Genomic DNA, 14,931 nt, shown 5'->3' with positions numbered 1-14,931 from the left:
TGAAAAGGTTTTATGTGATTTAGAGCAAAGTTATGGTCTACTGTAGTTGCGGATAAATGGCAGTAGGAAGAATACACGAATCGAAGTGACTGTTGTTACCTATTTGACTGCTCATACCGTTGCCATTCCGCTGTTAACTCTGCTTTTTCTTTTCTCGCTGCAATCAGCATTTCTATATTTACGTCAGCGTTTGGGTGCCTTTGAATGTATCGCTCGTAATCAATTGGAATACCATTGATGTGCAGTTCAAGGTGTAAATGCGGCCCTGTTGTTCTTCCTGTGTTACCCGTTTTCCCTATCACTTGTCCTCGGCTGATCTTCTCACCAACATGGACGTTGCGCTGAGATAAGTGTAGGTAGCGTGATACAGAGCCATTTGTGTGGCGGATATTAATGTAGTTGCCGGCAAAACGGTTGTAGCGGGACTTTAAAACGATGCCATCAGCAATACTACGAATCGGTGTACCTACAGGTGTGGCATAATCAGTGCCTAAGTGCGGAGTCGTTATATTGGTCACTGGATGTGTTCGCTTTAAGTCATAGTCAGAGCTCACTCTGTAGTTTTTATCAAAGGGTGAAGAAAACATGAACTGATTATTTATCGACACACCATGCTCATCAAATACGTTACCGTGACCATCATTGATAATAAATAAATCAGTTTTACTGCCTAAATAGTAAAAAGAACTAATGTAAGTTTCGTTTTTACTATTTAATTTAGTTCTTAAGATAAAGTTATCACCTCTTTTAATAGAGTCAATAATATTAAACTTGCTTTTGATATGTGCTAATAGCAAGTTGATCTCTTTTTGACTCACTCCTGATTTTAATAATGAAGCGACAAAAGAGTATTCAACAACACCGATAGTGATTTTTTGCCTACGAGTATTCTTATTAATTGGTGGCTGCACATTCTCACTTTCGAATTCTAAAGGCTTGATGGTAGGTAGCCTATCCACAGGAGTGAGGAAGTAGTGAGAAAGCGATACGCTAATCAATATGATTAACGCAGTAGTGATAAGGGCTACGGTAGGAGCTTGCACACTCCTTTTTATTATTAAAATAGTCATTAGTTTTGTTGGTTTATCAATACTGACAGTTGTGCGTAGAGTATAATATTTTAAATAAAAACTAGCATTAAAGCATGAGTAATTCCTCTGTTTTCACTAAGTTAATAATTATAGGATGTAAAAATAATTTTAATAATTCAGTCAAAGTGACGGTTGGCTTGGTGTTTATGCCTATTTTGTTGGTGTTAATGTCACGTTGAGAAAATATTTTTCAATAATATAATCTTGGGAAAATATATTTTGCCAAATTACTATGTTCGCTAAAAATACGCTGAAATTAACATTAGGTCTTACGCTTACATCTCTTTTATTGAGTGCATGTGGTGGTGGTGATGGAGGAGACAACACACCTCCAGCTAGAAGCAAAGGAAGCATTTCCGGTATGGTGTTTGACGCCCCAGTCAATGGCGCCAAGATTGAGGTTTTCGAGTTCAAAAATGGAAACTTAGGTCGGAAGTTGGCTAACACGACGTCTGATGCCTTCGGAAACTATCTGCTAGAGTTTGAATCTTCGTCAATGCCTCTTTTTGTTGTTGCAAAAGAGGGGAGTTATACCGATCCGTTTACAAATGAAACGGTATCTGTGAGTAATGCGAAGACACTTAAATTTGAAGGTGTTGTGAACTTTAAAGAGGGGAGTGAGCAAAAGTTAATGCTTACTCCGCTGTCGAACTTGGCAGCAGGCTTGGCAAAGTACAAAATTTCTCAGGGGGCCACAGATGAAAGTGCCTTTTCAACCGCTTTGGATAGTATCAATAGCATGTATGGTTTTGACGTAAATGAGACCAAACCTATTGATATTACCAAAGGTGGGCAAAGCAGTTTTGCTAGTGCTGGGCATCAATACGGTGCTTTATTAACAGCATACTCGTCTTACTCTTACGATCTTATAAAAAAATACGGCAACAGCGATAACGTCTACACTTCGATGCACTTCGCTGACATCCAATATCGGGATGTTATTGCAGATGGTGTTCTTGATGGTCTTGAAGTGAGCAAGACTTCAGGAGCAGTGACTCCCCTCAGCTTTGGACAGAAAAAGATAAACAGCGACGTTTACACACGTGACTTATCTCAGCACGTTTTGATCGTGGTAAACGACCCAAGTATCAATATTTCTGGTACTGATGCTGCCGACTATGTCGACTTTAGTAAGAAGCTTAATGACTTAGGTACATATGGCAGTACAGATGGCATCATTCCACCGCGAGATGGGACGGAGATTGATACCACAGCGCCTATCGTGACACGCATTGACCGTGATGTACTTGCAGGCACCGATAAAGTTGACCTAAAAATTGTTGATGATATCGGTGTAGAAGACGTATCCGCCTTTATTCAGTATCAGATTAATGGCTCTTGGTCTGGTGAATTTCAATGTAACGACATACAAGATTTTGGAAGCACATTCTGTTCGGTTGAATTTGATGATTTTGAAGTTGGCCTTCGAGAGACCAACGTTAAAGTTAACATTAATACTAAAGAGATCGATAGTGTAGATATGAACCCTGCCACAGGGCTCTCAAACGTAACAGCAGCACGGTTAGTCTTATATACAGCGGATGTACTGGGTAATGAGTTAATTCCAGGCAGCCATTCGGGTCTTCATATCAACTTTGAATGGGATAACGATGCGCCTGTTATCGATATTACATCGGCGAGTGCAATTAATAACCAACTTAAAGAATACGTTCTGAAAGGGGTTGTAAAAGAAAGCTCGCAAGAGATTAGTTCTGTCAGTATTTCATTTAAAGATGGCTTACATGAGGGCGTCACATGTTCTCCTGTCACTGTAGAGTCTGGAAATGCTTGTGAGTTTAGTAAGGCTTACCCAACTGATGAATTCCTATCTACGACGGTCTTTGAGGTTCGAGCGAAGGATAGCAAAGGCAATACGGGCTCTGCGCAGCATGCAGTAAGTCGTGACGATCAAGCGCCAGCACAGACGATAACCTATCCTGAAGGTACGTCAATGACGTACGTAAATGTGGGTTTAGATGGTGAACGAACCACTTACGATGGTATCTACTCTCAAGATACGTACACCCCAGACAATGTTCAAGCAAGCCGCGATTTCCTGAAGATTGACTATGCGTACGCAAGTTTAGGGATTCAGAGCTCATTAAAAGGGATAGATTTTAGTAACTTCAACGCTAATTTATTGAAAGAGAATAAAATCCCTTATGTTCGTGTGAAAGTATCAGACGTAAACACCGATACGGTTTTAGGCTCCAACGCTAATAAGCTTAAGCTCGTCGTCAAGTACTACGTAAGCCAAAACAACGATAACAACTACTCACTTCAGCAAGTTATTGACACAACCGCATCCGATGACGATTACATCGCAAAAATTCCGCACGAAACGCTGTTAGATAGCAATGGGCGAGTAGAGGATGTCATCTATTACATTCCTTTTGTAAGAGATATTTTGGGTGACAGCTTTAAATCGGTATCAGAAAACAGTAGTCAAAAGTTAGTCATTCAAACCGTCGATGAGTCTGATAACGAAAGCACTCCAAGAGAAGTATATTTTAGAAGTAGCTTTGACCTACCAACCATAAAAGTGGTGACACCATTTATTGGTGCGCGAGCTCAACTTGAAGGGTTGAGCCCAAGTGGTGAATTCACTTCACTTGCAAGTTGTACCACTATCCAGCAACTGGAAAGTGACCAGTCTATGGCTCTTGACGTAGCGAGCTGTGAAACCACAACTGACGTAGTGAATTATGATTTCATGCGTGTTCGTTTAATTGGTATCGAAGGCAGTGAGCCATACTATTACCAATGGAAAAGAGATCCAGGGACCAAGAAAGTAACGGTTGACTTAAACAAGGCCAATATTGGTGTGTATTTTAAGCTCAAAGGTTCTCAAACTTACTATATTACTGAACTATCGACATATCAGACTGGTTTGTTTGATTTCCAGTGGGATCAAGTGACAGCGGGAGAGAAAACTTCAGAACGTGCGATTCAAATTCTTGATGAGGTGCGCTACGCGTTATCAGGTACGAATAACAACTCATTCTTTGGGTTTGACCCAACGGTTGTGTCTTATGCAACCAATGAAATGCTTACAACTAAAGCGATTCCAGACAAGCCATCAAATGACTATCTACACCGATTCCTTGTTGAAGCAATTGATAGTATTGCCGAGAGAATGCCAAGAAATAACTCATTAGATTTTGCATCTGCTATTTACGATGATTTTAGCTACGATGGAAAAGCAAATGGTATAGGGGCAGGAGGAAGTCAAGTTACGCTCGATTCTTACACGTTTGGCGCTGAAACTTACCGAAAAGACCTGGCGCAATCGTATTATGAAATCATGGCGAGCAAATACGGTATTGAGACCAATATCGCGCAGCTCTATGCTGATGATATTTCGATGGCTAATCCTGACTTAAATGGTAAGAACATTTTTGATACAGAGGGTAGCAGTATCGATACCTTGCCTCCGCAGCCAAAATTAACCATTGAAAGCGGTAGAGAGACGATGGTTGGTAATAGGCTTTATATCGCTGGCGAGGTTGTTTCTAAAATTGTCCTAGACGATCCTTCTGGTATTGTAGGAACCGACGCTTACGGCCCGAAGTTTAGCACGATGTGGTATCAAGCTAATGAGCCAAATATTGAAATACCACTGGACATCAACATCGTAGAAAACTCAGGCAGCAGCAATGCTTATCGAAAAGAGTACTTCTTCACCCTCAACTCCCAGTCTAGTGAACTAAAAGACATTATAGAGTTTGCCGTGGAGACCAGTGCTATGGACCCACATGGCAATGCGTATGGTTACAATGGTAAATCTCCGTTTATAGAATCGGTGTTTATTGATAACGACTTCCCTAAGGCCAGTTACCTTCCACCGAATGATGTCGATGGTAAACCTGTAGAAAACGGTATTTATTTAAATGCGAACAATACTCATGAATTAACCTTCAAGGTTGAGGATATTGTTGGTGATAAGCTTGCCTCGAGGGGCCTTGTTTTCTACCAGCAAACCGGTGAAAAAGTAACATATACACCAGAAAACTTTGCAAGTAACTCGAAAGACGCGTTTAAAGTCAAACTATGTACGGGCGAGATTTGTTCAAATCAAGGCTCTACGATTTATCCTGGTGATGGAGATTGGTTAGTTGTTGCAGCAGCAGAGGACAACTTAGGTAACTCCGTTTCAGAGTTAACTAGCACCGCTCCGAGATTCAATATTCGTATCGACTCTGAAGCCCCTATTGTAAAAAGTGAGCAGGTTCAAAGCCGTTTAGGTGGTAATAACCAATGGACACCTGTCATTGATTGGGGGACGTTAAGCTCTGGCAATAACGTAAAAATAGATTTGCGCCGCGGATCTGGTCAGGCTCTGACATTAGAAAGCTGTGACCCTCTAACAGAGGCGTGTGACGTACCATACCTAGTTGGTGAACAGCCTGACGTCAAAGTCCAACTGGTTTCAAAAGCATTTGATTACGATGAATGGAATGAATTTTACGTCACTGCGACGGACAACGCTTACCCTGCCAATGTTAGTACAACAGGGAAATTTACCTTCCAAGTCGATAACAAAGGCCCTGAAATCATCCTAAATACGCCTTGGGTTGAAGACACATTGTCCAAAGAGAACTATGTTATAGGGCGTGAGTTCAACGTGCGATTTAAATCCGTAATAGACGATTCAGACCTTGAGCAAGTCTCGCTGTATCAAAGTGGTAAAGATTCGCCAATTAAGACAATTGTGCCAACGGATTCATCTAAAGAGTTTGTCATGTCTCTTATCAAGAGTGACACAGATAAAATAGACATTTCTGAAGATGAAAAAACAACGTCATTGTATGTAAAAGCAACCGATATTTATGGTTTTGAGTCTAGTTCTAACGCGCACAAGGTTATTCTTGATCGTGATGGACCAACATTAGGATTAAGTGGTTTCAATGCGAATGACTACTACTTAGGTAACTATGTCTTTGACCTAACGGCGCTAGACCTAAATGCAAACGGTGATGTTTCAATTAATGGCGTAAATAGAGAAAGCCTAGAGTATTGGACGTTTAGCGATCTGGAACCATTACCTGGCTCTCCTGGTACAAAAATCAATGAGGATCTCAAAGTGAGTCTTGGTGATTTAGGTTCGGGTACACACAAGATTCGTTTAAAAGGGTCTGATGTTCGTGGCAACACAACCTTAACCAGTGATGAGCAAGATTTTACCGTCAAAGTGTACAACTCAATCCCGCAGGTGACGCTGGCGATGAGTTACACGGATGGAACGCCAATTACAAATAACACCATCTATCAAGATGGGAATATCGTACTTACGCTTGATATTGTTGATGATAGTGGCGTTGATCGAATTGACTCAACTTATAGATTCTCTGGAGAGCAAAACGGGACTAACTTTACGTTCTCAGAAACCGCAGATGGCACTTGGACTGCAACGTTGCTTTCTACACAAATTGCCAAAGATGGTAATTATGAACTTGATATCAAAGTTTATAACAAAGTTCGTTACCTTGATGAAAAAGACCGAAAGGTTGGAAAAGTAAACCAAACCTTTAGCGTACAGCGTGAAGGCGTGGTTCTAACAGTTGAAAGCCCGCTGGACTTCCAAAATTACTTATCTGATGGTGTTCTTGATGTCACCTTTACTACATTGAGTGCGGTCAAAGCCAAAACGTTAGAGTGTTGGGTTCGTGAAGAATACAACTCTCTAGATGCGCCACCAACTAATGAGCAACCAACTTCTGGTGTTATCAACGTATCGCAAGAACCTTACAGTTGTAGTGTCAATGTTGGGCAAAACATGACCAAAGCACCTGTTACTTTGATCACTAAAACCTTGGCTACAAATGGACGTGAAACGATCAACAAGTTCAATTTCTCGATGGTGGATATTGATGCACCGACAGTCGTAGATGGTAACTCATACAGTTTTAAAGGAAGTGATGTTTGGTTTGATGAAGCTTTGAAGAAGAAGATGCTCACATTTGAGCTCTCTTTCAATGATGCTTTATCAGGCGTGAATACCGAAAGTTCAGATGAATATCCAAAGTTGGTTCGTAATCTTGGCAACAAAGCTTATACACCAACGACTTGTGCCAAAGGTGTTGGAAATATCAAGTGTACGTATTCTGAATCCTATGCCGATATTATTGATGGCCTGAGTACAACTCAAGAATACAAAATCAAGAACTTATCTGATTTAGCAGGAAACTTGACGCCAGAGCACGATCTACTGCTTGAATTACCTAAAGGTTCGGTAGTCGTTGAAATTACTGATCCGGTCGGAAACACAACCATTAATGGTCAGCAGCTTGTCGCCAAATTCAGAATTAAGCTGTATGAAAACTCTAGACTAGACAATGTGATGGCCAGGTTTGGAACGGAATCCTACAACTATAAAGATAATCCGGAGAAGTTTGCACAATTAGAGGTGTGTGCAGATGATCCAACCTACAAGTGTTCAACATTTACAAGTGAACTTCCTAGCGATGCGGATGGAAAAACGATCAGGACAACGATTACCGCAACGGATGTGTGGTCGAGAGTCGGTGAAGCGACCGTTGATATTAAAGTTGACAACACACCTCCAAGTGTTGGCGATGAGATTATCGTAACCGAATCGCCAACAAATCCTGATAATGTTCGTTTTCGTTTTGACATAACGGACACTGGTAGCAGCCTGGCAACAGTAAACTACTCGGTTTTAAACCCGAGTTATCAAGAAGAAAGAGTAGAGGATGGGAATGGTTCATCTACGTACTTTGAACTACCGAAATCTCAGTTAGAGGGGCGTGGTTCAATCACAGTAGACATCAAAGCGACAGATAGCGTCGGACTGTATTCTGATATCAGAAAAGTCATTGATATTAGTGTTCCTAAAGTCACAGTTGATTTCGATGGAATTACGAGTTTGCAGGGTGGGAAACTGTTTTTAACCAAGGCAAGCCAGCCGTTTACGGTATCTACGGTGGAAGGAGAAAGAGTGAAAGCTTCACAATATTCTGTGGAGCTTATTCCAAGCCTCGGTGATTCCTTGCGTTACTCAGGTGATGTTATCTCATCTAGTGGTAATGGAATGATGAACTTTGCCGTCGATAACCAAGGGTCATATACCCTTAAGGTGACGGTGACGGACTCAGTTGGAAGAGAGAATACAAGCTTTGAATTACTAGGCAAAAGTTATGATGGAAAGGTTATCGAATCTATTGTTGATTATGACGCTCCAAGTATTTCGGGCTTAAGTGCTAATCAAACCTCTAAGGTGCCGACAAACGATAAGTATCAGCTAGAAATTAGCGCATACATTACAGATAAAAATTTAAACCTCGTCACGTCAAAAGCGGTGAGTGGTGGCAGCACTGTGGCTCCTCAAGCGATTACTGAGCCGACAACTGAAGCGGGGCCTTATGTTATAAGCTATTTGTTACCGAAAGGCGATCATACGATCACGGTGGCAGCAACAGACAAAGTGGATAATAAGAACGAGAGTTCTATTGACGCACATGTGGAAGCTGCAACCGTTCCCGGGCTAAGTATATCTGCTGCTTCAAGCGCCCCTCTTTTTGGAGGCGAAGAGATTACGCTCGCGTTTAACTTTACAGAAGAAGTTACGAACTTTGATATCTCAGATGTCCATCTTGTCGCTAGTGATAACGGCGCAACAGGAACGTTAAAGCAAGATACGTGGTCCACTTCAGACAACGTTACGTGGACGGTTAATTACATCAGTCCAGAAAAGCAAGATAAAAACATAACAATACAGGTAGAGGATGATAGCTATCAAAGTACCAACACAATTCCTGGAAAAGGAAGCAGCTTAAGTATCGCGGTTGAAGGAACCTTACCAAAACTAACCAATGTGACATTTAACCCCGAGCATCAGAGCGTGGGGCAAAGCGTGAGTGTCTCGCTTGAGTTTGACAAAGAGCTCCAAGAGGCGACCGCTACGCTTGGCGGAAATCGCATTAGTTCTCTGTCAGCAACGGCAGATAAAAAGGTCTGGGTTGGTGATGTACAAGTTCCGAGCACCGCGCTGTTAAGTGTCGACTTGGTTGTTAGTCAATTTAAAGATTTGACTGGCAACATAGGTGAGGATAACACCGCTCACGAATTACCGATCACGCCGACCTTAGCCATTACGCCAGTGGGCAATGTGGATGAAACGCATGCCGCCACGCTACAATTCGAAGGCACGTCGACACGTTTTGACGGTCAGTCGCTGCGTCTTGAAGTGAAAGCCCAAGGCAGCGCGACGGTACTAAAAAGCGGCAGCGCAACGGTACAAGCCGGTGGCATTTGGATCAGTGACGCGATTGATATGAGTCACCAAACCAACGGCACTTATACCGTGATGGTGACGGGGACGAACTCAGCGGGCATTGAAGTAAGTGAAAGCCAGAGTTTTACATTGGCGCAGTCTTTGCCAACGCTGACTAACGTGACGTTTACGCCTGAGCACCAAGCCATCGGCCAAAGCGTGACGGTGACGCTGGAATTCGATAAAGATCTGCAATCCGCCGCAGCAGAGTTAGGTGGTACGACGATCACTTCATTAGTGGCAACCGCGGACCCAAGTGTTTGGACTGGTGATGTGGTGGTACCAAGCACGTCAGAGCTCAATGTGGCGTTGCTTGTTCGTGACTACCAAGACTTATCAGGGAATACCGGTAGTCAGAGCACGGCTTACTCCATGCCGATCACGCCGACCTTAGCCATCACGCCAGTGGGTAGTGTGGATGAAACGCATGCCGCCACGCTACAATTCGAAGGCACGTCGACACGTTTTGACGGCCAGTCCCTGCGTCTTGAAGTGAAAGCCCAAGGCAGCGCGACGGTATTGAAAAGCAGCAGCGCGACAGTACAAGCCGGTGGCACTTGGACCAGTGACGCGATTGATATGAGTCATCAAACCAATGGCACTTACATCGTGATGGTGACGGGGACGAACTCAGCGGGCATTGAAGTGAGTGAAAGTCAGAGCTTTACACTGGCGCAGTCTTTGCCAACGCTGACTAACGTGACGTTTACGCCTGAGCACCAAGCCATCGGCCAAAGCGTGACGGTGACGCTGGAATTCGATAAAGATCTGCAATCCGCCGCAGCAGAGTTAGGTGGTACGACGATCACTTCATTAGTGGCAACCGCGGACCCAAGTGTTTGGACTGGTGATGTGGTGGTACCAAGCACGTCAGAGCTGAATGTGGCGTTGCTTGTTCGTGACTACCAAGACTTATCAGGGAATACCGGTAGCCAGAACACGGCTTACTCCATGCCGATCACGCCGACCTTAGCTATTACGCCAGTGGGCAATGTGGATGAAACGCATGCCGCCACACTACAATTCGAAGGCACGTCGACACGTTTTGACGGTCAGTCCCTGCGTCTTGAAGTGAAAGCCCAAGGCAGCGCGACGGTACTAAAAAGCGGCAGTGCAACGGTACAAGCCGGTGGCACTTGGACCAGTGACGCGATTGATATGAGTCACCAAACCAATGGCACTTACATCGTGATGGTGACGGGGGCGAACTCTGCGGGCATTGAAGTGAGTGAAAGCCAGAGCTTTACACTGGCGCAGTCTCTGCCAACGCTGACTAACGCGACGTTTACGCCTGAGCACCAAGCCATCGGCCAAAGCGTGACGGTGACGCTGGAATTCGATAAAGATCTGCAATCCGCCGCAGCAGAGTTAGGTGGTACGACGATCACTTCATTAGTGGCAACCGCGGACCCAAGTGTTTGGACTGGTGATGTGGTGGTACCAAGCACGTCAGAGCTGAATGTGGCGTTGCTTGTTCGTGACTACCAAGACTTATCAGGGAATACCGGTAGCCAGAACACGGCTTACTCCATGCCGATCACGCCGACCTTAGCTATTACGCCAGTGGGCAATGTGGATGAAACGCATGCCGCCACGCTACAATTCGAAGGCACGTCGACACGCTTTGACGGTCAGTCCCTGCGTCTTGAAGTGAAAGCACAAGGCAGCGTGACGGTACTAAAAAGCGGCAGTGCAACAGTACAAGCCGGTGGCACTTGGACCAGTGACGCGATTGATATGAGTCATCAAACCAATGGCACTTACATCGTGATGGTGACGGGGACGAACTCAGCGGGCATTGAAGTGAGTGAAAGCCAGAGCTTTACACTCGCGCAGTCTCTGCCAACGCTGACTAACGTGACGTTTACGCCTGAGCACCAAGCCATCGGCCAAAGCGTGACGGTAACGCTGGAATTCGATAAAGATCTGCAATCCGCCGCAGCGGAGTTAGGTGGCACGACGATCACTTCATTAGTGGCAACCGCGGACCCAAGTGTTTGGACTGGTGATGTGGTGGTACCAAGCACGTCAGAGCTCAATGTGGCGTTGCTTGTTCGTGACTACCAAGACTTATCAGGAAATACCGGTGGCCAGAGCACGGCTTACTCCATGCCGATCACGCCAACCTTAGCTATTGTGCCAGTGGGCAGTGTGGATGAAACGCATGCCGCCACGCTACAATTCGAAGGTACGTCAACACGTTTTGATGGTCAGTCCTTGCGTGTTGACGTGAAAGCCCAAGGCAGCGCGACGGTATTGAAAAGCAGCAGTGCAACGGTACAAGCCGGTGGCACTTGGACCAGTGACGCGATTGATATGAGTCACCAAACCAATGGCACTTATACTGTGATGGTGAAGGGGACGAACTCAGCGGGCATTGAAGTGAGTGAAAGCCAGAGCTTTACACTCGCGCAGTCTCTGCCAACGTTGACTAACGTGACGTTTACGCCTGAGCACCAAGCCATCGGCCAAAGCGTGACGGTAACGCTGGAATTCGATAAAGATCTGCAATCCGCCGCAGCGGAGTTAGGTGGCACGACGATCACTTCATTAGTGGCAACCGCGGACCCAAGTGTTTGGACTGGTGATGTGGTGGTACCAAGCACGTCAGAGCTCAATGTGGCGTTGCTTGTTCGTGACTACCAAGACTTATCAGGAAATACCGGTGGCCAGAACACGGCTTACTCCATGCCAATTACACCGACAATACACCTAGACGTTATCAACGATGTTACTGGAGTGGAAAGCGTGACAGTAAGTGGTAGCAGTGAACGGTTTGAAGATGGTGAGTTCATAGATATTAAAGCAGTCGACGCTGATGGTACAGAAGCCACAGGCATGGCTACCGTGCTTTCAGACTCATGGACAACTGATTTAGATCTTTCAGGACTGAAGGAGGGGGTAGTGACGATTTATGTAAATGGTACCAATAAGCTTTCCGCCTCTGCCGAAGAGGCTCAAGCAACATTTAACTATGATCGTTTCGCAAGTACAGCCTCCTTAGGTGCTGTTTACAACCGATATTTTAGTGAGAACAAAACTTTAAAAAATGCGGCATAAATAAAGCGAGCGTTTAGCTCGCTTTATTTCTTTGGGATTTTTTGTGATATTTATCAAAATAATTGCCTTTATTGATAAGTTACTCGAATTAATGAATCGTCTTAATACAAGGCTGAATAACTATAATAACTAGGCCAATGTTGCTTTTAGGTGTGTATGAAGTGATTGTGATGGTCGCTCGGCAGGTGCTGTGGTGAATGTGTCGCGTTGAAAATCTTTTTAAATATTATATATTTACGCTCGTTTCTATACTCTGAGTATAGTGTTCTGCATGAGGTCGATGGGTAATACCTCGCCTCTTTAACTCGCGATGAAGCAAATTTAATCCTAGCAAGCTTCAGAGCAGTTACTTTTGTGAGTGCGTAATGCGCTCACCTTTTTATTTAAACTTCCTCAGTAACAGTCAATTTGTTGTTTGTTGCTGAGGAGGGCACCTCATAAACTTCTGAATTTCCTCGTGCTTACCTGAAGCGCACGTGACTACAATTTTTGTTAACTTCAGTCCATAAATTAAATTTTTTTAGATAGTAAGATTTTACCATTTTGACAGAGTGGGTGATGTTACTGGCTTTTATTGTGGTTAAATCGCATGTTTTAATAGTAAAAGTCGCCATTTTTTTGGTGTTTTTGATTTCGGGCGATTTTTCTATCTCGTTGAAAATAAATGGCTAAGTAAGTAGGATACGCAGACCAAATCGTACTTGTAAGCCTTATCAGCTTAATTGTCACCGCAGCCATATTTACGATGTTGGTTGTGGAGAATTCAAATGCATTTAGTTTGCAAATTTATACCTAGCTCGAAGCTATCCTCCAACGAGCTATCTTATGTTCTTACACCGGACGAGTGTATAGGACAGCTTTCGCGTTTGCGAAATTCAGATGACATCCTTAGAAACCTCCCTAAAGAATTGGCGCAAAAGATTTCCATCTCTGCCAAAAACACGACCAGCGCATTGCTAGCTGCGATAAGAATCGAATTGGGGAAAGGCAATTGGGTGTCATTATCTACCGTTGCTCGTCGTTCGCCATTGACGGACTCTCAGCTGCAAAGCTTCCCTAGACTTAAATCACTCGTTGACTCTGTATCTGCTTCGAATGAAAGCAAAGCTTTTAAAGCAGGATACAAGCAGGTTACCGACGATGTTGCTTTAGTTCGTAGTTACACGCATGTCCCCTCTGAGCCAAGCCCAGATCAAAAAATCGTTGTCGAGTTTGCAGGGCAGTGGTCTAGCAACGCGGCATGTTTGATGTTGGGAAAAACCGAAGCTCAAAAAGAAAAAGTGACTGTAGGCAAGGCTGATACAGAAAACAAACACCGCAGCCTCGCGATATTTAAAGATCTCGAAGCTGAGGGCAAAACGCTCTATATCAAAATCCCTTGCACTGACCAGCCTCAGCCAATTTTGCTTAAACTCGCCGAAGACCTGCAACCCGTTGATAAAGAAACTCAAATGGATGAGTGGGATAACGTGTTGGTGCCTGTGGTTCCAGTTCATAAGAGTGATTCAGGGTATGTATCTATCGATCGCGGTTATATTTATGTCGTTTGGCAATCAGAAGTTTGGCGAGAAATCCAAGTTCAAAACGACGGACGCTTTTCTGATGTCGATCTATCACTCTACCAAAGCACTAAGTCCTCGCCTCAAAGATCAGTCGATATTAGCTTATATGACGAAGACTCCGAAGCATTTCTGTCCGGGGAAGCGTTTCAGTTGTACCAAGACGGTAAAAAAGTCTTTGAGGGTGTGTTGGACGAATATGCTTGCGCCCGTGTTTTTGGTCTTACTGCAGAAGAAGTTGAGGTAGTGGTTGCGAGTTGGCCCAACGAAGGCGAAACATACACAGAATTACTTCAAACCGAATTGAGTCCATTTAAGGCTGGAAGTAAAACAAAGAGAGAGCATCTTGGTGTTCCTTTGCCTCATATTTGGCTTCCATACAAAATAAACGGTAGCGTACAAAGTGATGTTGCTCTCTTCTATTCTCGGACTCAACTCAATACTCAGCAACTCAATGAATTAAAGAGTGGAAATAATGAAAAAGCGGTTAAAGTTAACCTCAGTGATTATTCTTCCGCTCACAACTTTGATGCGAGCTCTGAACCTGTGATTTCGCTGCCGAATCTAGATACTCAAGCGCCAAGCAAATCAGATTACAATATCATCAGCCAAAACGAGCAAGGTGTTGCTGCCGCTGTTGTTAACTCACCAAGTGAAGGCATTGTAATCACATATAAAAGTAACCCTCAGTGCGATCAACCGGATGATTTTTTCCAACTGGCGTGTGTTGATGAAACATGGAGCCAAAAGATTTTTTTGCGCGAGGCTGAGTTTGTGGATGAGTATTGTAAAGAAGTCGTGTTTAGCGGTTGGTTACCAGAAGTTAAAAGGGTCAATCTCACTCGTCATTGCCGATCTCATAACTCAGATAAAACGGTCTTAATATCAGTTATTTATCAAGACATTGAACTCACGGAACTATTATAAA

At 43.9% G+C, this 14,931-nt stretch carries 3 protein-coding genes; 2 read left to right on the top strand and 1 reads right to left on the bottom strand.

From position 1 onward, the window contains the following. Positions 1 to 95 precede the first annotated feature (95 nt). On the bottom strand, positions 96 to 1,070 hold the full coding sequence (locus R7H07_RS02040; RefSeq protein ID WP_065275203.1) for a peptidoglycan DD-metalloendopeptidase family protein: 975 nt from the start codon (positions 1,068 to 1,070) through the stop codon (positions 96 to 98). A gap of 253 nt (positions 1,071 to 1,323) precedes the next feature. Here R7H07_RS02040 and R7H07_RS02035 point away from each other — a divergent pair, with 253 nt between their 5' ends. Then, complete coding sequence (locus R7H07_RS02035) at positions 1,324 to 12,444, top strand: tandem large repeat (protein WP_242539559.1); 11,121 nt, start codon at positions 1,324 to 1,326, stop codon at positions 12,442 to 12,444. A 767-nt stretch (positions 12,445 to 13,211) separates the two neighbouring features. Continuing rightward, the gene (locus R7H07_RS02030) at positions 13,212 to 14,930 is read left to right on the top strand and encodes a hypothetical protein (RefSeq protein ID WP_206958774.1); all 1,719 of its coding nucleotides are present in this window, start codon (positions 13,212 to 13,214) and stop codon (positions 14,928 to 14,930) included. Position 14,931 lies beyond the last annotated feature (1 nt).

The organism is Vibrio sp. Vb1127 (assembly GCF_033338735.1).
In the GTDB taxonomy this organism is placed as follows: Bacteria; Pseudomonadota; Gammaproteobacteria; order Enterobacterales; family Vibrionaceae; genus Vibrio; species Vibrio alginolyticus.
Note: the sequence above shows the minus strand (reverse complement) of the source record. Positions and strands in the feature narration are given on the sequence as shown.